The sequence below is a fragment of the Helicobacter muridarum genome (assembly GCF_000765805.2).
GTDB classification, from domain to species: Bacteria; Campylobacterota; Campylobacteria; order Campylobacterales; family Helicobacteraceae; genus Helicobacter_A; species Helicobacter_A muridarum.
On record NZ_JRPD02000025.1, the window covers coordinates 1 to 22,394 of the forward strand.

The following is a 22,394-nucleotide window of genomic DNA, read 5'->3' on the forward strand; positions in this document are numbered from 1 at the left end:
GAGTTAAAAGATAAGACAAGATTCTATAATCTAATCTCTCCTAAAGCATTTGTAACTCATACTAATAATATTGGTGAATGCAATGTAATTGCGCCGTTTTGCGTGATTGCATATAACGCAAGAATTGGTATTGGCAATGTCATCAATGTCCAATGTGCAGTAGGTCATGATAGCCATATTGGTAATTTCAATATCGTAGGGTCATACTCTGGATTTGGTGGGTTCTCTATGCTTGGCTGTGGAAATTACCTAGGTCCAAGAGTTAGTCTTTTCCCAAAATCCATTGTAGGAGATAACTGCAAAATATCTGCTGGTAGCATAATATTTAAACGAGTGAGAAGTAATAAAATCGTCTTTGGTAATCCTGCAACAATCATTGGCGAAAATGAAATATTTGATTTTAATTAAGGAGCAAACATGCAAAAAATCATCGCAAAGTTAGAAGAATTGCTAGATGTAGAATCTATAAACGAAAATGATCTATTAGAAAATTTTGAAGATTGGGATAGCCTAAGCATTATATCTTTCATTGCATTCTTAGATAAGGAATATTCAGTAAATCTTTACACAAATGAATTACAACAAGCAAAAACCATAAAAGATCTATTACAACTAATTAAAGATAAGCAAGATGAGCAAAGAAAATAAGCCATTTTTGCTAATTAGTGGTGCTAGCGGGAGCATAGGACAGCAAATAGCACTTAGGCTTGCAAAAGAATATAATTTAATAGTCATGGGTAAAAATAAAGAAAGACTAGATTCCTTAAGCTTAAAGCTAGGACAAAGTCAAGTAATCACTATTGAATGCGATTTAGCTAGGATTGATTCTATTATCCCTACATTACAAGAGCATTTGCAAACAAATCCAAACTTAAGCATACAAGAAGCAATCCCCCTGCAAGGCTTCATACACTGCGCAGGCATATCTTATATAGGATATGCTAAGACATTTAACTATGAAAACATGATAGAAGTAGCAAATGTAAATCTTTTTTCATGTATGGAGATTGTGAAATATTTGATCAAAAAACATAAGCAATCCCTAAAAAGTCTAGTTTTTATATCAAGTGCCTTTAGTCAAAGAGGAGAGGTTGGCAATAGCTTTTATGCAGCTACAAAAGGAGGGCTAGACTCATATATGAAAAGCCTAGCCCTAGAACTTGCGCCAAATATTCGCGCAAACACCATTCAGTGCGGAGGAATATTTAATACCAATATGACTAATATATTTACACAGGAGCAAAAAGAAAAGATATTAAAACTTTACCCACTAGGAGAAGGAGAAGCGCGAGATATAGCAAATGCTGTAGCATTCCTAATGTCTGTGGAAAGTCGTTGGATAAGCGGAACTTGCTTGCAAGTAGATGGAGGTTTTCATATCTAATTATATATCTTAGATAAGAATCTTAAAAAATAATTGATGTTTAAAAGACTAAATAACAAGCAATAAATATAATATAAGGAATATCATGAAAGACATAGCATTATTTGAATCAAAAAGCGGATTAATCACAAAAAGCCTTATAAAAAAGGGGCTTTCCGACTTAAAAGCAAATGAATGCGATTATTTATTTATCCACTCTGCGCTTAATTTTGGTATTCCAATGATTTCAAAGAAAGAAATCTTAAAGCATATAAGCGACATATTGCTAAATTTAGATGTAAAATATCTAATCATTCCAACATTCACATTTAGTTTTTGCAACAAAGAGGACTTTGACATTAGCTATACAAAATCATCTATGGGAATCCTAAATGAAAACTTAAGAAAACTAGATATAGCCAAGCGCACAAGAGATCCTTTGCTATCAGTAGCTATTATTCCACTATCTAGAGCAAATAACATGAGCAATACAAAATACTTATTACAAATAGGAAAGAACTCTTGTGGAAAAGATTCCATATTTGATAAATTGCACCAAGCAAACAATGGGGAAGTAAAATTCCTATTCTTTGGTAATAGGGTACATGATTGCTTTACGCATTCTCATTATGTTGAAGAACAATTAAAAGTGCCATATCGCTATGACAAGGAATTTAGCGGATATATAATTGATGGACAATCTAAGGCATTAGAGACTTTTACATTACCTGTGCGCTATCACAATGTAGAAGCATTTAACGATGATACATTAAGCTTAACACTTGATAAATATAATGCCATTAGTAGAATCAAGCTAGGCAATGCTAGCATTGAGATTATAGAGGAAAAACAGGCATATAAAATTATTAAGGAAAATATACAAAACAATATAGATTTCATGTTAGCTAAACCATATCCAAGGGAGAATTTAGATTCCACATATATATATGAGAAAAAGGTTGCCCTATGAAATATATACTTATCACAGGAGCTACATCAGATATTGGCAAAGAGATTAGCCATAGACTTAAAGAAAATAATCTTATCTTGCATGGTAGAAATAGGCTAAAGCTAGATTCTTTATATGCTAGCCTAAATAATCCATCAAATATAATCTGGGAGCATGATTTAGAAGATATAGATAACTTAGCCTTATCCCTGCAAAATGCAATTCAAGATAACAATACGCTAAAATATGGGGGGGGGGGCAAATTCGCCCTTATTTACTGCAGATATTAAAATAAATGGCTTTATCCATGTAGCTGGGATAGCCCAATTTAGTGCTATAAAGCATTTTTCTATAAAACAGAGTGAAAAAATGTTTCGTATAAATGTATTTAGTGCTTGCGAGATTATTAGAATTCTAAGTAGCAAAGGCTATAAAAAGTATTTAGAATATATTATCTTTCTATCAAGCATAGCCGCGCATAGAGGATATAAGATTATGAGTTTGTATGGAGCATCTAAGGCTAGTCTATGTGCGCTATCAAGAAGTCTAAGCATAGAGCTAGCACCCATAACAAGGGTGAATAGTATTGTATTAGGTGGTATTCGCACAAGTGGAACAGAGTTTTTATATACAGAGGATTTTTCGCAAAGAATGCAAGAAATATATCCATTAGGACAAGGAAATATATCAGATATAGCAAATCTAGTTGATTTCTTATGTAATGCAAAATCGCGGTGGATAAGTGGACAAAATATATTTATAGATGGAGGATTAAGCAATCTTGGGCATAGCTAGATATATAAATATAATAGAAATAATATCAAATTAAAATCTTTAATTTCTCTGCTTAACATATAAAAAATCTAAGATTCTTTGCTTATGCTAAAAATATAAAAATCTACAATAACAATGCTTCTTGTCATATTTGACATAAGTGAAATATCTCTACATTTTGTTACAATTACTTAAATGCAAGAATAAGGGGGATATGTTGCATATTAATATAATGGAATATTTTTTAAATACTGCTAGGGATTATCCCAATAAAATTGCCTGCAAAGATAAAGCTAATAGTATTTCATTTGTGGAGCTAACTAGAGATTGTCTATATGTCTCAAGCAATATACTTAATCCAAATGAGTTTATAACTAGCTTGCAAATTAATCAAAATATGCAAGGAATATTAGTAGATGATGATAGCACTAAAGCGCAGTCTATACACATAGACTACCCCCAATGCTATGGGATATTCCTACCTAAGAGTATAGAATCTATACTTGCATTCTTTGGAGTGTTGCTATCTGGCAATATGTATATGCCTCTTGATATTAAGAGTCCTAAGGATAGATTAAAAAATATTATTTTTAATATTATGCCTAAAGCTATTATTACAGATAAGAATAATGCCAAGAATTTAATAGAATCTTTAGGTGGTAGATTTGATAGTAATAGCGATGTCATTTATTTAGATTCTAATTTGCATGATTGTAAAAAATGTAATTGTGATGTATATAGTAAGGATTCTATATATCATCAAGATTCAATTAAAATCCTTTATATAGAGAATCTAAGAAAGCAATCTAATTCATTTCAAACTAATTATCAAAATAGAATAGATACAGATCCTGCATATATTATTAATACTTCTGGCTCTACTGGGATTCCTAAAGGTGTAGTTGTATCTCATAGATCTATTATTGATTATATAGAGTGGATAATGAATGAAGATTCAATAAAACCAAATGAAAATGACATAATAGGGAATCAATCGCCTTTTTATTTTGATAACTCTGTGCTAGATATATATCTAATGGCATTTTATGGTTGCACCCTTGTATTAATACCAGAAGAAAAATTCTTATTTCCAATCGATCTTATGAACTTCATTAAGGATTCTAATATTAATTATATATTTTGGGTCCCCTCAATGATACATAATGTAGCAAAGATGAATGCACTAGATGCAATCAAACCAAATATATCAAAAATTATATTTGCAGGAGAAACTATTAATACTAAATATCTTAACTATTGGAAAAGGCATTATCCAAATGCAATATTTGCCAACTTATATGGACCAACTGAAATTACTGTTGATTGCACATACTATGTAATCAATAGAGATTTTAGAGATGATGAGGCTATTCCTATTGGACGAGCTTGCAGGAATACGCAAATCTTATTGCTAGATTCTAATCTCAAACTAATAGAATCACAAAAGGAAGTAGGCGAGATATTTGTGCGCGGCAGCTCCCTTGCACTTGGCTATTACAATGACATTGAAAAAAGCAATGAGGCATTTATTATCAATCCACATCAAGAGCACTACATAGAGAAGCTATATAAAACAGGTGATTTAGGATATTACAATGAATATAATGAGATTGTGCTAGTTGGTAGGAAAGATTTTCAAATTAAGCATAATGGATATAGAATAGAGCTAGGAGAGATAGAGATTGCATTTACAAATCTTCATGGATTAAAAGATTGTTGTGTGCTATATGATAATGATAATAATGAAATTGTGCTTTGTTATGAAGGAGAAGAGATTACAAAGGCTAGTATGATAAACTATGCTAAGGATAAGATTCCAAAATATGCTATGCCAACTAGATTATTAAGATTAGATTCTATGCCACTTAATGCCAATGGCAAGATAGATAGGCAAAGACTCTTAGAATTAATTATAAAAAATAATTAAGATTTGTATAAAGATTTAGACTTCAATGTTTTAAATTATTAGGCTTTTACTCTGTGATTTATTTACTAAAGATAGATTCTAAATGAAACAATAAAATGTGGAGGCAATTAAATATATTTAGTTTTAAATACTGCTTAGTTTTAGAGAAATATAGCTATAATTGACATTGAAACATTATATTAGAGGGCTTATAAATAAGTTACTAAATTATCATTTAAGAGGAGATTTATGTTAAAGCGGCTTGAATACAAATTACGCTTGTTGCGTAAATATTACTCCCTTTTTAAATCCTTGTATATTCGTATACGCGAAAGTCATATAAATGATGTTATTTTTGAAGAATTAATTGCAAGTCGTAATTGCAAACAAGCATTTGTTAGCCTTAATTTATGTTATAGCTCTACATTAAGAAAGATTAATAACTCTCAAAATCTTTTGCGCTATTTGGAGCTTATCCGACCTGTAAGTCATAGTGATTTAAAGCTAAAAAGATTTGGTGCTGTAGGTGATGGAGGATATAGAATGCTCCCCCCCCCCCCCCCCACAATAGACACAGTACACTGCCAAAACTGCTATCTTTAGGAGTTTCTTATAAATCTCCATTTGATTTAGAAATGGCTAATATGGGCTATAAAGTCATAGAATTTGATGGTAGTATAGAAAAATCGCCTTATGACGGGCATGAAAACATAGAGTTTGTGCGGAAATTTGTAGGCATGGTTGATAATGATAATGTGGCTAGTTTGGAGAAAATTTTGTCTGACTTTTCTTTTAATCCGCAATCTCACAATATTTTGCAATGCGATATAGAGGGGGCTGAATGGAATGTAATGCAGCGCATTGATATAGATTTAATTGCTAGGAATTTTTCACAAATGATATTTGAGTTTCACAACTGTTATCCAGATGATACACAAAATTCACAAAAGCATTTTGAGATACTAGAAAAGATTAATAAATGTTATGTCCCAATTTGGACACATTACAATAGTATTGTGAATATATTTATATGTGATGTTGACAACACAATGCTAACATTTTGTCCATCTGTGGAGATAAGCTATTTGCGAAAGGATTTAGTTCCAAATGGTGCAAAGCCTATTAGATTTCTAGCAAATGACATTCCCGAACCAAACGACAATGAAGTAAAACCAGATATTCCTGTTTTATTTCCTCTGTTATAAATTAAGCAAAGCTTAAGTTAATGGCTTATCTTTAATTTCGGCTTTTTATATAGTGTATTATAACTACACTCTTAAAATCTTTTATTATATCATTATGTGGCTTTTACTTAGTTTCTCTATTTAGCAATTTTTGTATGCTGAATTGATATAGAATAGAGTTTAGGATTAATTATAAAAAAGGATAATCATGAAAAATATATGTAATAAGACAAATGTAGTGCAATATCTAATACAAACAAAGGACAAACTAAATGATGCTATAGCAATTGAGGATAAAAATTCTAAAATATCATATGGAGAGTTCTATACGCAAGCCTTGTATATATCTAGCAACATACTAGAGCTATGTAGAGCCGCTCAAACAGTAGAATCTAAAAGCAATCAAAGCACAGCAAATAAGACTATATCTACCCCCCCCCCCCCCACATATCTATCAATAACCTAAAATCGCAATACATAGACTACCCCCAATGCTATGGGATATTCCTACCTAAGAGTATAGAATCTATACTTGCATTCTTTGGAGTATTGCTATCTGGCAATATGTATATGCCTCTTGATATTAAGAGTCCTAAGGATAGATTAAAAAATATTATTTGTAATATTATGCCTAAAGCTATTATTACAGATAAGAATAATGCCAAGAATTTAATAGAATCTTTAGGTGGTAGATTTGATAGTAATAGCGATGTCATTTATTTAGATTCTAATTTGCATGATTGTAAAAAATGTAATTGTGATGTATATAGTGAGGATTCTATATATCATCAAGATTCAATTAAAATCCTTTATATAGAGAATCTAAGAAAGCAATCTAATTCATTTCAAACTAATTATCAAAATAGAATAGATACAGATCCTGCATATATTATTAATACTTCTGGCTCTACTGGGATTCCTAAAGGTGTAGTTGTATCTCATAGATCTATTATTGATTATATAGAGTGGATAATGAATGAAGATTCAATAAAACCAAATGAAAATGACATCATAGGGAATCAATCGCCTTTTTATTTTGATAAATCACTATTTGATATATATCCTAGTATCGCTCTTGGCATAAAATTATTTCTAATCCCAGAGGAGAAGTTTCTATTTCCACTAGAGTTATTGCAATTCGTATCACAACATAATATAAATTACATTTATTGGGTTCCTTCAATACTAAAGGCTATAGCTAATCTAGACTTACTAGTTAAATGTAAACCAGCCTTGAATAAAATCTTCTTTGGTGGTGAGGCAATGAGTGCTAAAGTGCTAAATTACTGGAAAAAGCATTATCCAAATGCAATATTTGCTAATTTATATGGACCAAGTGAAATAACAGATATATGCGCATACTATGTAATCAATAGAGAATTTAGAGATGATGAGGTTATTCCTATTGGGCAGGCTTGTAAGAATACGCAAATCTTATTGTTAGATTCTAATAACAATAAAATCAGTTCTAGCAATACAACGGGCGAGATTTATATACGTGGCTCATGTTTATCATTGCAATATTACAAAGATGAAGAGAGGTCTAAAAAGGCTTTTATACAAAATCCTTTGCATAATAGATTCTATGATAAAGTATATAAAACAGGCGATTTAGGATATTACAATGAATATAATGAGATTGTGCTAGTTGGTAGGAAAGATTTTCAAATTAAGCATAATGGATATAGAATAGAGCTAGGAGAGATAGAGATTGCATTTACAAATCTTCATGGATTAAAAGATTGTTGTGTGCTATATGATAATGATAATAATGAAATTGTGCTTTGTTATGAAGGAGAAGAGATTACAAAGGCTAGTATGATAAATTATGCTAAGGATAAGATTCCAAAATATGCTATGCCTACTAGATTATTAAGATTAGATTCTATGCCACTTAATGCTAATGGTAAGATAGATAGGCAAAGACTCTTAGGATTAATTATAAAAAAGGATAATCATGAAAAATATATGAAATAAGATTGCGATGCATATAGTGAGGATTCTATATATCATAAAGATTCAATTAAAATCCTTTATATAGAGAATCTAAGAAAGCAATCTAATTCATTTCAAACTAATTATCAAAATAGAATAGATACAGAATCCTGCATACAGAGATCCCAATTATCCAATAGAGCAGAATCTTTTTGACTAGGTTGAGTAATAACAATCTTATATTTTGAAAGAATAAAAGATTCTTAAATTAAGCTTATGATTATTTTAGTGTCCAATATTAATAATTTGAGACTCTATAATGAAGCTTTTATCCTAGACTCTAACGATATTTAATCCATTACAGTAGCATAGATTTGGACTTCTCCTTAATTTTTCTAACCTTACAAACATTTTACCTATCTCATTTTTTCCTTTTACAGAGATGCTTTATAATTTTCTATCTTGAAATTACATAAAAGGACTTTTATGCAAAGAAGAGATTTTTTAAAGACAAGCTCTGTAACACTTTCTTATCTTGGCTTTTTTGGGCTAACATCTTTAAATGCAAAAGAGAATAATCTAATAGGCTTTAAGGCAGTTCCAGCTAGCACACAAGATGATGTAATCGTCCCGGATGGCTATGAGGTAAAACCGCTTATTAGCTTTGGGGATATTTTATTTGACAATGCAATGCCTTTGAGTGAGAAAAAAATTATAAATAAAAATACGATTGCAAATGCTACAAAGGTCTTTGGCGATAATAATGATGGTATGGCATTGTTCCCATTGAATGACAATGGATATATCCTAGTTGTGAATAATGAATATATCAATCCTGAATGGATTTTTAATGATAATGGTAAAAATATCAATCTTGATAAGGTCGCTTATGAGCAAAATTTACTAGGAATTAGTATTTTTGAAATCAGACAAGAAAAAGATGGCTTTAAGGTAGTGCTTGATTCTCCTTATAATCGCAGAATCACAGCACATACGCCAATACGTATTAGTGGGGTGGCAAAAGGGCATAAAAGTATGCAAACTCAAGCAGATAAAAAAGGTGAGCTGATTTTGGGAACATTACAAAACTGTGCAAATGGTCAAACTCCTTGGGGGACTTATTTAACCTGCGAAGAAAATTTTGATTACTGCTTTGGAGCAAGTGATTCTAACCATAATTTCACAGAGAGCCAAAAACGTTATGGAATCAAATCTAAAAGTGTTTATGGTTGGGAGATTGATTCGCGTTTTGATGTTTCTAAAAATCCCAATGAGCCAAATCGATTTGGTTGGATTGTAGAAATTGATCCTTATGATCCTAAATCCACCCCCATTAAACGCACTGCATTGGGACGATTCAAACATGAAAATGTTGAAATTGTCTTAAGCAAAGATAGCTATGTGGTGGCGTATATGGGCGATGATGAAGCTAATGAATTTTTATACAAGTTCATCTCTAAGGAGAAGTTTAATCCTAAAAACCCACAGAAAAATAGGAATCTATTAGAAGAGGGAACACTATATGTTGCAAGAATACAAGGAGAGAATTTAAGTGGAGAAGGAGAGTGGATAGCCTTAAATTATGGTCAAAATGGACTAGACTCTAAAAATGGATTTTACTCCCAAGCAGATGTTTTGATTAATGCGCGTCTTGCGGGAAGTATCGTTGGTGCTACGCCAATGGATCGCCCTGAATGGATTGCTGCTGATCCTAGGGGAGAGTATATTTATGCAACATTGACAAACAATAAAAAGCGAGAGATAACAGATGCAGCAAATCCTAGAGCAAAAAATATCTATGGACAAATTATTCGCTGGAATCCAAAGGAGAAAAACCACTTAAGCACGAAGTTTAAATGGGACATTTTCTTGCTTGCTGGCAATCCCGTGCAATATCCAAATGATTTGCGTAAGGGGACAAGCAATATCACTAGCGAGAATATGTTTAATTCTCCAGATGGCTTAAAATTTGATAAATTTGGTAGGCTTTGGATTCAAAGTGATGGTGATTATTCCAATAAAGGGGATTATGCAGGAATGGGGAATAATCAAATGCTCTGTGCTAACCCAAACACAGGAGAGGTTAGGCGATTTTTAACCGCACCTATTGCAGCTGAAGTTACAGGCATTGCGTTTAGCAAAGATTATAAAACGATGTTTGTAGGAATACAGCATCCCGGCGAAAATCTTGCTCCAAGCCATTATCCAAATGGTGGAAACTCTACGCCTAGAAGCACAATCGTGCAAATTACCAAAAAAGATGGAGGAGTAATTGGTAGTTAAGGCTTTGCATGTATTTGTGATATGAATAGATAATCAACAAATACCGCATACTTTCGCCAAGAGCAATAAGCATAATGGCTTTTAATAGTAGACATATACACCTAGAGCAATTATTAATACTTCTAACTCTACTAGGATTCCTAAAGATGTAGTTGTATCTCATATATCTATTATTGATTATATAGAGTTTATATAGAGTGGATAATGAATGAAGATTCAATAAAATCAACTCTAACAATACAACAGGTGAGATTTATATACGTGGTTCATGTTTATCATTGCAATGTTACAAAGACAAAAAAAGATCTAAAAAGGCATTTATACAGAATTTTTAAAACATTGTTAGCATAAAATCTAGCCACTAGAGCAAAAGCAAAATATAAAAAATAAAACGCAACATTAAAAATATGTAGCTAAATCGAAACTCGAATCAAATCTACACCAGCCATATCAATGAACCATACATCATTAGAATCCACGATAAAGGTAGAAATATTTGTAGAGAAATCCTGCAAATCCACTATAAAAATCTGTCCTTGAGAATTAATATTATATAACATAGTGCTTACCTCATCATAACCAGATTCCATGCTATCCAAGCTATCATCTTCATTTTTAATAGCTAGAATCCCTCCATTTTTAGTAATTGCTATGCCATAAAATCTACCTGAAAGCTCGCTCATATACGATATATCTTTCGTATTAATATCAATTCGCAATATTCTGCCATTAGAATCTGAAGTAACTACATATAATTTATCCCCATATCTAGCTAAGAAATATGGTATGCCAAGCGATGATTCAATAGACATGAACACATTATAACTTTTTTTCTTAATATCAACGGAAAGTATTAGACCAGCAACATCACTTGCTAGCAGCGTGTTATTATCCCAAGCAATAATATCTCCTAACATAGAAGTGCCATTCATCTTTAGATTGAAGACTTGACGTTTTGTTTTTAGATTAAAGCCCTTTATCTTACCAGAATCTACCACATATAAGACATTATTAATAATTACCATGCCTTGAGGATAGTCAAGCTTATCTATGAAATGAGACTCTATAATATTACCAGACTTATCTAGCTTTGAGATAAATCCTCCGCCACTAACCTCATTAATGGCATTAGGAATATTGCTAATATATAAAAACGACTTATCAGCTACAAGTCTATTTAGCATACTAGTCTTATTTTCAATGCTAAAACGTGTTATCTCATGAGCAATGACAAATGAAGTGGACAAACAAATAACAAGAAACAAAAAATAATACATCCTTTTCAAGACATTCCTTTACATATCATCTCATCATAACTAGCAAAACCTTAAGCCTAGATAGTTGAACTATATAGCTAAACTAGCTTTTAGTAAATACTAGAATTATAATTACCCTACTTTGCTGTATCTGTTTTGTAAAATAGACCAAATATTGATATTGCTTTCAATATAAAATATGTCAATAAATACATAATAGTTAATCATAAAAAAACAAATATTATTAAAACTACATCAAAAAATATGAAAATTTATAGAATCTAGAATATAACCCTACCATTCTAAATACTTGCTCACATTAAGACTTTAGAATCTCAAAACAATGAATCCCTAATGATAAGATATATCCTTGCAATAGTTGATCGCTAACACTTCTGCATCGCTTAGAGATGTTTGGCTTAGCTCAACTAAGAGATAGCCTTAACATGACAAATATAGAATCTATATTTCATACAATTTACACAATTTAAGTTTCGGTTTTAAAAAATTCTAAAATACGGGAATAATCTCTCCCTTATAATGCTCTTGTATAAATTTTCTAGTATCTTCGCTTTGCAAGGCATTCTTTAATATAAGAACATCTTCATTATTTTCATCTCCAGCTCGCACAACCAATATATTGGCATAAGCAGAGCGAGAATCTTCAAGTGCTATAGCATCATTTGCTGTTAGTCCAGCTTGCAGCGCAAAGTTACCATTAATAACAGATAAATCTACATCATTTAACGTCTTTGGCAATAACCCCGCATCAAGCCTTTTAATTGTGATTTTTTTAGGATTTTTCTTAATATCTCGCTCTGTTGCAGCAAGATTATTGGGATCTTTTAATGTAATTAAGCCATTGTTATGCAACAATATTAATGCCCTAGCAAAGTTGCTCGAATCAATGGGAACAGATATTACAGCTCCTTTTTTTACATCATCTAGACTTTTTATCTTCTTGGAATAAATTCCAAGTGGCTCAATATGAATTTGAGCTATGCTTACTAGATGCAAATTCTTATCTTTATTGATTTTTTCAAGATATGGGAGATGTTGCATAAAATTAGCATCTAAAGATTTGTCTTCTAATGCAAGATTTGGTGTTATATAATCGTTAAATACAATTACTTTCAAATCTACTCCTTGCTTTTTTAACACAGGAGTAACTGATTGCAGAATCTGCGCATGAGGAACAGGGGTTGCACCAACCTTTAATTCTCCTGCAATGCTTATGCTAAAAAGCAATAGACTAGACATGACAGAACGTGTAAATACTTTCATAACTAATTCTCCATAAGATAAATTATTGTCTATAAAGACTCTTAATATACTATCTAAAAAGCAGCATTTTTACGAAGAAATATAAATATGCAATGATGTTTTATGATAAAATCATAATCAAATAATACACGGGGCTGTTTTGGCTTTCGACAGAAGTGAGGAGGCTTAGGTGCATGTGAGCTGGTAGGCTCTAAAACTACAAACAACAAAATAAACGCAAACAACGCGAATTATGCTCCAGCCTACGCAAAAGTAGCGTAGGTCTTATTCCTTTTTGGGAGCCGATTCTTATCTTTATGCTAGCCGAAAGTTAAGGATCGTCATTCTTGGCTAGATGCTTTCATGTCTTGCCTAGGGCATGAAAAAAGACTCTTGGTTGCTTGTGGATTCTATCTTTGACGCATTAGATAGCCACAAAAAGATAAAAATGCGTGCTAAACATGTAGAATCTTAAGAAACTTTCATTTTTGGACTGGGGTTCAATTCCCCACAGCTCCACCATAACTAACATTCATTTTTTTTAACCAATACTTCATAATTTATTAATATTACTAATGTTATTTACCTATTATTTATCTATAAATTTAAAGCTAGAATATTACAAAATAATTACAACGGAATGATTTTATGTTTAAAAAGCTTTCTTTGAAAATGAAAATTATGGTGTTGTTTTTGGGATATTGTCTTGCTTTGGTGGTTTTAATCCTTTCAGGGGTGTGGAGTGAGAGAGAAGTAAGGATGGATATAGAAGAGAGGATGGATACTATCATTCGCTCCCAAATAGAGCTAAAATTAAAATTAACCACAGATTCTTTAGCTAACTCTTTAGGAATGATAGTAAAAGGGCTTTCTGAGGATATTCAAATAATGATGATTGATAGAGCAATCTCTAAAATCCGTTTTGAAGATGATAATTCTGGATATTTCTTTGCCTATAAAGACTATACCCCTATAGTACTTCCTGTAAGACCGGATTTAGTTGGCAAATCCCTTTATGATGTTAAAGACGCACAGGGGGTGTTCTATGTTCGGGAGTTAAAAGATACTGGATTAAACCAGAGCAAAGAAGGAAAATTTGTTTATTATGTATTTTCTAAACCCTCGCCTAATGGAACTATAATAGATGCCCCAAAAGTGGCTTATGCGCAAAAGATTCCTAATACAAATAATCTTTGGATTGGGACAGGTGTTTATATTGATAATGTAGAAAATGAGGCAAAAACATATTCTGATATATTTGTAAGTGCTATAGCTAAGAATTTTTTATTGGCTGGTTTAATTGTATGTGGAATCTTTATTGTTTTTATCATACCGCTAGTTTGGAGCTTTTACTCGGATATCGTAAAAAGTGTTCGAATCTTGCAAGGAAATATTGTTTCTTTTTTTGAATATTTAAATTATAAGGTATAAGATGTTTCTTTAAAGTCTATTGACTCTAATGATGAGTTTGGTCAAATGGTATTATTAATTAATAAAAATGTTCAAGATATTAAACTTAATATTGAAACTGATAGGCAAACCATTACAGAATTTCAAGATATTGTTAGTAGATTTAAAAGAGGTGATTTATCTTTACAAATCACTCATAAACCCTCTAATCCTAATTTGAATCTTTTAGTGAATTTACTCAATGAAGCTATGAATAGTTGGTCTTTTTTGCTCTTAGGGGTTAATCAGATTTTACAAAAATATTCTAATAATGATTTTAGGGAGAGGATTAAAGAGGGTGAATATGAAAAACAAGCTCATGCGTTGATTGAGGGGATTAATTATCTAGGCGATGAGATGGTAAATCTTTTAAAGGCACAAGAGATTATGAGTTTAAGTTTAGAGGATAATTCTAAGAAACAAAATGAAGAAATGCTGAATTTATCAAATGCCATTTCACAGCAGCATTCTTCACTTGAGAAATCCGCTACTGCTATTGAAGAAATCTCTAGCTCTATGCAAAATGTTAGTGATAAGACAGGAGAGGTTACAAGACAAGCAGAAGATATTAAAAATATCGTAAGTGTGATTAAAGATATTGCCGATCAAACTAATCTCTTAGCTCTCAATGCAGCTATTGAAGCAGCAAGAGCAGGAGAACATGGAAGAGGATTTGCAGTTGTTGCTGATGAGGTTAGGAAATTAGCAGAGAGAACAGGGAAGTCTTTAAATGAGATTGAAGCGAATGTTAATGTCTTAGTGCAAGGCATTAATGATATGAGTGAATCCATTAAAGAGCAAACAGAAGGTATTTCACAGATTAATGAAGCAGTCAATCAGCTAGAGGGCGTTACACAGCATAGCGTTGAAGCGGTTAATAATTCCCAAGAAATTAGCTTAAAAATCAATGATATAGCAGGTGAAATCAAAAGGGAGATTAAAAAGAAGCAGTATTAAAATTTCTTAAAATATAAGCTATAAATCACAATTAAACTAAAGAACTGCAGTTGGTTTAGATTCATAACAAACTAGATTTTATTTTTGTAATTTATTCTAAGACATATAGTTGTTTCTTACAATTAGAGGATATTTGCGTCTTGTTTTATTAGATTCTAAGTTAGAATAAAAGCAAACTCTAGTTACAAGGAATAAAAATGAAAAATGAGTTAAAGGATTTTGATGGCTTTATTTTTCAAGCAAATAAAATATTTGGAGATAGAGTCTATACTGATTATTTGAGACTATTTGCCTATGGAACAGATGCCTCATGCTACAGATATATCCCTAAAGTTGTAATAATTGCACATAATGAATCTGAAATACAAAAATTATTTAGCTTAAGTCAAAGATTTAATACCCCATTGACATTTAGAGCGGCTGGCACAAGCCTTAGCGGTCAAGCCTGTAGTGATAATGTCCTAGTGATAACAAATACAATGTGGAAAAATATACAAATAACCAAAGATGCTAAAACTATATTTTGTGATTGCGGGGTGATAGGTAGCGATGCAAACATTGCGCTAGCTCGATTTGGTAAAAAGATAGGACCAGATCCAGCTACTATAAACAACGCTTTAATTGGAGGAATATTCTCTAATAATTCTAGTGGTATGTGTTGCGGAGTAAAGCAAAATAGCTATCAAACAATCCGATCTATTCGCGTGATTCTAAATGATGGCTCTATAGTTGATACAAGCAATAATGCTAAAGAAGATGAAAGTATAGATCATTTTATCAATCGGCATAAGGATAAAGTTCAAAGTTTACTTGAGTTGCGAAAAGAAATACTTGAGGATAAAAGCTTAAGCGCGCTTATTAGACGTAAATTTGCTATCAAGAATACAACAGGATATAGCATTAATGCCTTGCTTGATTTTGACAATATAAAAGACATACTTAATCATATTTTCATTGGTGCAGAGGGAACATTAGCATTTGTATCCAAGGTAGAGTATGAATGCGTGGAAGACTACAAATATAAAGCATGCGCATTGCTGTTTTATGAGAATATTCATTGCGCATCAAAAGCAGTTGAGATTCTAGCACACAATGAAGATATAGTAAGTGCTGCTGAAATAATGGACTATGGCTGCTTGCAATCTGTAAAGAATCTTGACAATATAGATGAAAGGATATTAAATAGCAAGGAAGGGCAATGTGCGTTGCTTGTGCAACTAGAGGATTCCACACAAGAGGGCTTAGAATCCAGAATAAAAACTATAACAAAAGCTCTACAAAACTCAAATAGTTTGTTTGGAGAAGAATTTAGCCTTGATAAAAAACAGCAAGATTCTTGGTGGAAGATAAGAAAGGGCATATTGCCACTTGCTGCGGCAATGCGTCCAAATAAAAGCATGGTTATAACAGAAGATATTTGTTTTGAAATAAGTCAATTCACCAAAGGAATAGAAAGTATCACAAATCTCTTTAAGCAGTTTAATTTTAATGGAATAATCTTTGGGCATGCACTATCAGGTAATGTGCATTTTATCATCACTCCAATATTAGATGATGAGAAAGAAAGTGCGAGGTTTGGAGCATTTATGGAAGCTATGGTAGATTGTGTAGTAGGGCTTGGAGGCTCTACCAAAGCAGAGCATGGCACAGGGCGAATGGTAGCACCATTTATAGAAAAGGAATGGGGACAAAAGGCATATAGAATCAATGAAAGAATCAAAGAAATATTTGATTCTAATCATCTCATAAATCCCGATGTAATCATCTCAAAAAATCCAAAGATACATCTTGAGAATTTCAAATCCTCCTCTTTGGTAGATGACTATATCAATGGTTGCATGGAATGCGGATTTTGCGAGAAAGTTTGTCCTAGCAAGGATTTAAGCCTAACACCTAGACACAGGATAACAATCCAAAGAGAAATCACTAGGCTAAAAAATAAACAATACCGCTCACAAACAGAAGAAGACATATTAGATGAGCTACAAAAAGGCTATCAATACCTAGGCGTTCAAACCTGCGCTACATGCTCAATGTGTGCTACTGTTTGCCCCCTTGAGATTGACACAGCAAAAATTGCCTTAAACGCTATGCGAGATAATGTATCAAATACGCAACAATACATAGCTAAACAAGTAGGGAATAATCTAGGTTTGGTAGTTAAAATGGCAAAGCTTTCATTGCAAATTACCGATAAAGCATCAAGCATAATCGGTAAAGAAACAATATCTAATTTCAGCAAAAAAGCAAATAGGATTTTAGGCACACCGTTTATACCAAGTAATATGCCAAATAAAAATAACTACGACTTGAAAGCAAATCATGCAATCAACTCCAATAAGCAAGTGCTATATTTTACCACATGTATAAATAGGGCATTTGCCCCACAATCTAAAACAAACAATACTATTAGTTTGCAAGAAACATTTGAAAATGTATGCAAAAAGGCAGGTATAGAAGTTATCTATCCAAAAAGAATAGAAAATTTATGTTGTGGAAAAGCATTTAAACATTATTCTAAGGCTAATGTTAGCAAGGCAGAAGAAACTTATAATGAGCTTTTGATAGCTGTGTTAAATAAAGATATAGATATAGTATGCGATCATAGTGCATGTAGCTATGAGCTAATAAATTACATCAAAGCAACAAAAGATTCCAAGAGTGCATTAAAAATATATGACATGCCACAATATATCTCTGAAGTATTGCTTAATCGTTTAAACATTACACCGCTTAACGAGGACATAGCCCTATATGCAACATGCTCAACAAAAAAGAATAAGCAAGATGGACTATTAATAAAGATTGCTAAAACTTGCACAAATGGCGAGATTATTATCCATGAGCCAACACAGTGTTGTGGTTTTGCTGGGGATAAGGGGTTTAATACACCAGAATTAAATCAAAGTGCTCTGAGAGGTCTAAAAGAGTTTTACTCTAACAAATCATGTAAAAGAGGATATAGCAGCTCTAGCACTTGTGAAATAGGCTTAAGTCATCATAGTGGATTTGCTTGGCAGAATCTACTCTATCTTGTTGATGAAACAAGCAATACAAATCCATAAAGCAATAGTATAATCTATGCTAAAAATCTTCCAATCAAGGAGCTTTAAGGAAACCTATGGAAAGTATAAGAAATAGTATTAATGACTTCAATGAGGCAAAACAATCAATCCCTGGTGGAGTGAACTCCCCTGTACGTGCTTATGGTAGCGTTGGCGGCACTCCTAGATTCATAAAAGAAGCAAAAGGAGCATATGTTATTGATGAAGATAATAACTCATATATAGATTTTGTGCAAAGCTATGGTCCCCTCATATTAGGACATAGCCATGATGTAGTAGTTGATGCTGTGCAACAAGCAGTTACAAGAGGGCTAAGTTATGGCGCGCCAACAGAGTTAGAAACAACTCTTGCTAAAGAAATCATTAGCACTTGTGAGGGTGTAGAAAAGGTAAGACTAGTAAGTAGTGGCACGGAAGCTACTATGAGTGCTATCAGACTTGCTAGGGCATTTAGTGGTAAGGACGACATTATAAAGTTTGAAGGTTGCTATCATGGGCATAGTGATAGCTTGCTAGTCAAGGCTGGCAGTGGATTGGCTACATTTGGAGAGACAAGCTCTAAGGGTGTTATACAAGACATAGCAAAACACACATTTGTAGCCAAGTATAATAATTTGGATTCTGTATATGAGTGTATAAAATCAAGCAAGAATATAGGGGCTATCATTATTGAGCCAATAGCTGGAAATATGGGTTTAGTTCCTGCTAAAAAAGATTTTTTACAAGGATTAAGGGATATTTGCGACAAAGAAAACATCGTATTAATCATAGACGAGGTTATGAGTGGATTTAGGGCTAGCCTTAAGGGTTCTTATCCATTTTATGAAGTAGTTGGGGATTTAAGCACATATGGTAAGGTTATTGGCGGTGGCATGCCTTTAGCAGCATTTGGAGGACGCGCAGAAATCATGGATATGCTCTCACCAATTGGCGGAGTTTATCAAGCAGGCACATTAAGCGGGAATCCTATCGCCGTAACAGCTGGGCTTGCAACTTTAGCTGTGATTAAACAAGATTCCAAAATTTACCAAAGATTAGAATCCTTAGCAAATAGATTTGCAAATGGGTTTAGAGATATTGCAAATAAACATAACATTGCATTGCAAACAAATGTTCGTGGCAGTATGGTAGGATTCTTCTTCACAGAAGAACCTGTATATGATTGGGAGCTAGCAGCCAAATCTAATACGAAATTTTATAGCAAATTTCACGCAGGAATGTTAGATAGAGGAGTAAATTTCGCTCCATCACAATTTGAAACAAGCTTTATTTGCAGTGCATTTAACGAAGCAATAATTGATGAAGTATTAGAAAAAATTAATGATACATTAGCTCAAATAAAATAAGCATGATATATTGCATATGATTTGAATCTAAGCAGCTTAATTTAAGTTGTAGACTAGGTTATAGACAAATTTCATGCGGAAATAATGCATTTATACTAAGCCATCATTCAATATAATTATTTTTATTTATGATTTATCCGCTCTATATAATAATACATGAATAAATGGGCTAATTTTGCTTAACGCACAAACAGCAATTAGTTACATATAAACATATCAATAAAAGAGCAAAAAACAATTATAAATTGTATAGCTACACTCTACTAACAGCTCTAAGCATATTCTAAAAAGCTTATATCATTTTAGTCTGTAAATATAGAAAGAAACTTCTAAAAGATGATTTGAATATTTTATCAAGGCTAAAATTAATGAAATAAACAAAAGTAGAGAATCTAGAATCTCAAAGCTACTTAGAATCTTAATCTTTGTTTTATGCGTAAAATGCTTTGTATCAATGTGAAGAAAGTCGTATTTGTCAAATTGCTTGTCATACTAAACCACCACTTTGTCATACTGAACGAATATGAAGTATCTCTTTTAGAATGAAAAAGAGATGAAGATTCTAGAATCATTGCAATATTAAGGTGATATAGACTATGGATTCTTTGCTTGTATCATAGACAAAGCAAATCTTGAAACAATTAAGGCTTACATAGAAAATCAAGGACAAACCTTGTTATTCAGCCCAACCACTAAAGATGATTGTGCTGAATGCTAGGAGAAGATAAAAAATTTAAACAATAATAATAAATATTATAAAAAAATATAAAGTATTAAGTAAAATCAATTTATATAAATAATATAATAACTATTGCTATTTAAAATTAATATTTATAAAGGATAAGTATATGAAAAAGTTTTTCTTTTACTATAGTCTAAGCCTTTGTTGTGCGCTAGCTAATCAAGAAAATCAAAATAGTGAAACTCAAACGCACAAGCTAAATGCCGTCACAGCAACTAGTCACCTACAAGGCTATGAAACTAGCACCAAAACTATAATCACTGCTGATGACTTGGAACAAACACAAGCGTCAAATCTAAAAGAAATCTTTAAGGGCGATACTAGTATTGCCATAGGAGGGGGAGGAAATACGGCACAAAAGATATATGTAAGGGGATTTGAAACATTTATGATGAGAGTAACAATAGATGGAGCAGCACAAACTGGAAATGCCTTTCACCATCAAGGTAATGTTATGGCTGATCCATCTTTGCTAAAGCAAGTAGTAGTAAGTAAAGGCGTATCTGATGCTAGTAGCGGACCTGGTGGGCTTACAGGATCTATAGCATTTCAAACAAAAGATGCTAGCGACTTTCTACGAAAAGGACAAAAATTTGGTGCTGAAATAAGCACAGGATTCTTTACCAATTTTGGCTACCGAGCCCAAGTAACTGCATACGCGAGACTATTCAATGATGTAGGAATCTTAGCATCAGTAAACCACCAAAATATCCTAAACTACAGAGATGCAAAAAATGTATATAAAAATTTCCTTACTACAAGAAATGCAGTATTAGGAAGCAATTCATTGCAGAATAATATACTCTTTAAAGTTAGTGGGCAAATTGACAATAATCAAAACTTTTCAGTTGGATTTAATATTCTAAACGACTTAGCGACAAGACCATTTCGTGCAAATATCACCAATCCTCCTGGTCAGAGCTTTGATGCCGAATTATTCAGACATTTAGACCAAAATCAAAACTTCAACGCACATTACGAATATAAGCCAGAACATAGCAACACAAGCATTAAAACATCAGTATATAACAATATAAAGAATGTAAATCTTACGCCGCTTTTTGACACAAAAAACACTATTATGCAAGACAAAGAAGGTAGCTTACCTAGAGCTATTGTTTTTAATAACTACGGGGGAAATGTTCGACTTAGCAATGATTTTAATGATATTCATTTACTTGAATATGGGCTTGACTTTCAAGGCATAAGTGTGCGTGATGATAATATGCAAGAGGATGAAAAAACTGCGATGAATGTGAAATTCAATAAAGGAAAAGAAGAGGCTTATATATTTGGCGGATTTGCTCAAGATAGCTGGCAGATATTGCCTAATCTTAAATGGGGATTTGGATCTAGGGCAGATTTATATTACTATTATGATAAAAATTCGCAAAGCCACTTTACAGGTGGAGTTTCTCCTAGCACAGGTTTATACTATACTCCTCTTGATGGGCTTGATATTAGCTTGAAATATGCGTTTAGCACTAGAGGGGCAATGCCAGGAGATGCTACATTGCTTCGCGACACAATGATAGAAATTAGCCCAAACCTAAAATCAGAATACTCAAATCATGCAGAATTTACACTTGATTATGGAAATGATTTTATGAGTGCAAGATTCGCCACATATGTGGGAAATATTCTAAATTTTATTAATAGTTATGGAAAAGGAACAGGAACCACAACAAGCGCAAGAACTGGGCTAAGAGATAATCTTAAATACCCTATTATTAACTATGGCTTTGAGTTGGGACTAGCATTTTACTATGAGAGGCTAAGTGCTCAATTAGGAGTTGCTAGAAATTGGCTTACAGCAGGAGGTGTTGGCAATGGTAAGTTGCTTGCTGATACTTATGAGTTAGGAGCTACTTGGGGATATACATTCAATATAAGCTTAAAGTATGAGATGGATAATTTCGATG

The 22,394-nt window shown here is 32.5% G+C and carries 18 protein-coding genes, 1 other RNA gene and 2 pseudogenes; 19 read left to right on the plus strand and 2 right to left on the minus strand.

Features of this window, described 5'->3' with window-relative positions:
- The 12 genes from LS73_RS08390 to LS73_RS08445 all read left to right on the plus strand — a co-directional run.
- The coding region (locus LS73_RS08390) for an LbetaH domain-containing protein (protein ID WP_459562226.1) at nt 1-408 on the plus strand (408 nt) is incomplete at its 5' end.
- A 9-nt stretch (nt 409-417) separates the two neighbouring features.
- Nucleotides 418-648: an acyl carrier protein gene (locus LS73_RS08395; protein ID WP_104692266.1), complete on the plus strand. Its 231-nt coding sequence runs from the start codon at nt 418-420 to the stop codon at nt 646-648.
- On the plus strand, nt 632-1,384 hold the full coding sequence (locus LS73_RS08400) for an SDR family NAD(P)-dependent oxidoreductase (protein WP_034556682.1): 753 nt from the start codon (nt 632-634) through the stop codon (nt 1,382-1,384). Before LS73_RS08395 ends, LS73_RS08400 begins: the two co-directional genes overlap by 17 nt.
- Before the next feature lie 85 nt (nt 1,385-1,469).
- The gene (locus LS73_RS08405; protein WP_052089434.1) at nt 1,470-2,333 is read left to right on the plus strand and encodes an AAC(3) family N-acetyltransferase; all 864 of its coding nucleotides are present in this window, start codon (nt 1,470-1,472) and stop codon (nt 2,331-2,333) included.
- Complete coding sequence (locus LS73_RS08410) at nt 2,330-2,602, plus strand: hypothetical protein (protein WP_034556683.1); 273 nt, start codon at nt 2,330-2,332, stop codon at nt 2,600-2,602. Before LS73_RS08405 ends, LS73_RS08410 begins: the two co-directional genes overlap by 4 nt.
- Entirely contained in the window at nt 2,559-3,107 is a 549-nt protein-coding gene (locus LS73_RS08415; RefSeq protein ID WP_052089435.1) for an SDR family NAD(P)-dependent oxidoreductase, read from the plus strand. Before LS73_RS08410 ends, LS73_RS08415 begins: the two co-directional genes overlap by 44 nt.
- A 193-nt stretch (nt 3,108-3,300) precedes the next feature.
- The gene (locus LS73_RS08420) at nt 3,301-5,013 is read left to right on the plus strand and encodes an AMP-binding protein (protein ID WP_104692267.1); all 1,713 of its coding nucleotides are present in this window, start codon (nt 3,301-3,303) and stop codon (nt 5,011-5,013) included.
- A gap of 228 nt (nt 5,014-5,241) precedes the next feature.
- Nucleotides 5,242-5,595: a hypothetical protein gene (locus LS73_RS08425; protein WP_114985922.1), complete on the plus strand. Its 354-nt coding sequence runs from the start codon at nt 5,242-5,244 to the stop codon at nt 5,593-5,595.
- Between the two features lie 41 nt (nt 5,596-5,636).
- Nucleotides 5,637-6,197 carry a hypothetical protein gene (locus LS73_RS08430; protein WP_161976615.1) on the plus strand — a complete coding sequence of 187 codons (561 nt, stop codon included), beginning with the start codon at nt 5,637-5,639 and terminating at the stop codon, nt 6,195-6,197.
- 187 nt (nt 6,198-6,384) lie between these two features.
- Nucleotides 6,385-6,642 (plus strand): hypothetical protein, encoded by a 258-nt coding sequence (locus tag LS73_RS08435; RefSeq protein WP_114985921.1) that lies wholly within the window; start codon nt 6,385-6,387, stop codon nt 6,640-6,642.
- 35 nt (nt 6,643-6,677) lie between these two features.
- Nucleotides 6,678-8,153, plus strand: a complete 1,476-nt coding sequence (locus LS73_RS08440; RefSeq protein WP_267891708.1) for an AMP-binding protein — start codon at nt 6,678-6,680, stop codon at nt 8,151-8,153.
- 444 nt (nt 8,154-8,597) lie between these two features.
- A complete protein-coding gene (locus LS73_RS08445; RefSeq protein ID WP_034558297.1) occupies nt 8,598-10,394 on the plus strand; it encodes a PhoX family protein in 1,797 nt (598 codons plus the stop codon).
- A 413-nt stretch (nt 10,395-10,807) separates the two neighbouring features.
- Here LS73_RS08445 and LS73_RS08450 read toward each other — a convergent pair whose 3' ends face one another.
- Entirely contained in the window at nt 10,808-11,659 is an 852-nt protein-coding gene (locus tag LS73_RS08450; protein WP_138070016.1) for a hypothetical protein, read from the minus strand.
- Between the two features lie 501 nt (nt 11,660-12,160).
- Nucleotides 12,161-12,934: a MetQ/NlpA family ABC transporter substrate-binding protein gene (locus LS73_RS08455; RefSeq protein ID WP_104692129.1), complete on the minus strand. Its 774-nt coding sequence runs from the start codon at nt 12,932-12,934 to the stop codon at nt 12,161-12,163.
- 130 nt (nt 12,935-13,064) lie between these two features.
- Between LS73_RS08455 and ssrA the strand changes: the two genes are divergently transcribed.
- From ssrA to LS73_RS08490, 7 genes and pseudogenes are all read left to right on the plus strand, one after another.
- Nucleotides 13,065-13,435, plus strand: a transfer-messenger RNA (tmRNA) gene (gene ssrA, locus LS73_RS08460).
- 126 nt (nt 13,436-13,561) lie between these two features.
- Nucleotides 13,562-14,344: a cache domain-containing protein gene (locus LS73_RS08465; protein ID WP_052089707.1), complete on the plus strand. Its 783-nt coding sequence runs from the start codon at nt 13,562-13,564 to the stop codon at nt 14,342-14,344.
- 561 nt (nt 14,345-14,905) lie between these two features.
- Nucleotides 14,906-15,319 (plus strand): annotated as a pseudogene (locus tag LS73_RS10695) (methyl-accepting chemotaxis protein); the annotation flags it as partial.
- 197 nt (nt 15,320-15,516) lie between these two features.
- Nucleotides 15,517-18,384, plus strand: coding sequence for an FAD-binding and (Fe-S)-binding domain-containing protein (locus LS73_RS08475; protein ID WP_034558302.1), 2,868 nt, complete (start codon nt 15,517-15,519; stop codon nt 18,382-18,384).
- A 56-nt stretch (nt 18,385-18,440) separates the two neighbouring features.
- Nucleotides 18,441-19,730, plus strand: a complete 1,290-nt coding sequence (gene hemL / locus LS73_RS08480) for a glutamate-1-semialdehyde 2,1-aminomutase (RefSeq protein WP_034558304.1) — start codon at nt 18,441-18,443, stop codon at nt 19,728-19,730.
- 215 nt (nt 19,731-19,945) lie between these two features.
- Nucleotides 19,946-20,107: pseudogene (locus LS73_RS10670) on the plus strand (IS200/IS605 family transposase); the annotation flags it as partial.
- Between the two features lie 471 nt (nt 20,108-20,578).
- On the plus strand, nt 20,579-22,394 hold a 1,816-nt coding region (locus LS73_RS08490), incomplete at its 3' end, for a TonB-dependent receptor plug domain-containing protein (RefSeq protein ID WP_138070017.1).

Excerpts from the sequence above, each read along its gene's own strand:
- LS73_RS08395 (WP_104692266.1), top strand. The coding sequence starts at position 418 with ATGCAAAAAATCATCGCAAAGTTAGAAGAATTGCTAGATGTAGAATCT.
- LS73_RS08400 (WP_034556682.1), top strand. The coding sequence starts at position 632 with ATGAGCAAAGAAAATAAGCCATTTTTGCTAATTAGTGGTGCTAGCGGG.
- LS73_RS08405 (WP_052089434.1), top strand. The coding sequence starts at position 1,470 with ATGAAAGACATAGCATTATTTGAATCAAAAAGCGGATTAATCACAAAA.
- LS73_RS08410 (WP_034556683.1), top strand. The coding sequence starts at position 2,330 with ATGAAATATATACTTATCACAGGAGCTACATCAGATATTGGCAAAGAG.
- LS73_RS08415 (WP_052089435.1), top strand. The coding sequence starts at position 2,559 with ATGGGGGGGGGGGCAAATTCGCCCTTATTTACTGCAGATATTAAAATA.
- LS73_RS08420 (WP_104692267.1), top strand. The coding sequence starts at position 3,301 with ATGTTGCATATTAATATAATGGAATATTTTTTAAATACTGCTAGGGAT.
- LS73_RS08425 (WP_114985922.1), top strand. The coding sequence starts at position 5,242 with ATGTTAAAGCGGCTTGAATACAAATTACGCTTGTTGCGTAAATATTAC.
- LS73_RS08430 (WP_161976615.1), top strand. The coding sequence starts at position 5,637 with ATGGGCTATAAAGTCATAGAATTTGATGGTAGTATAGAAAAATCGCCT.
- LS73_RS08435 (WP_114985921.1), top strand. The coding sequence starts at position 6,385 with ATGAAAAATATATGTAATAAGACAAATGTAGTGCAATATCTAATACAA.
- LS73_RS08445 (WP_034558297.1), top strand. The coding sequence starts at position 8,598 with ATGCAAAGAAGAGATTTTTTAAAGACAAGCTCTGTAACACTTTCTTAT.
- LS73_RS08455 (WP_104692129.1), bottom strand. The coding sequence starts at position 12,934 with ATGAAAGTATTTACACGTTCTGTCATGTCTAGTCTATTGCTTTTTAGC.
- LS73_RS08465 (WP_052089707.1), top strand. The coding sequence starts at position 13,562 with ATGTTTAAAAAGCTTTCTTTGAAAATGAAAATTATGGTGTTGTTTTTG.
- LS73_RS08475 (WP_034558302.1), top strand. The coding sequence starts at position 15,517 with ATGAAAAATGAGTTAAAGGATTTTGATGGCTTTATTTTTCAAGCAAAT.
- hemL (WP_034558304.1), top strand. The coding sequence starts at position 18,441 with ATGGAAAGTATAAGAAATAGTATTAATGACTTCAATGAGGCAAAACAA.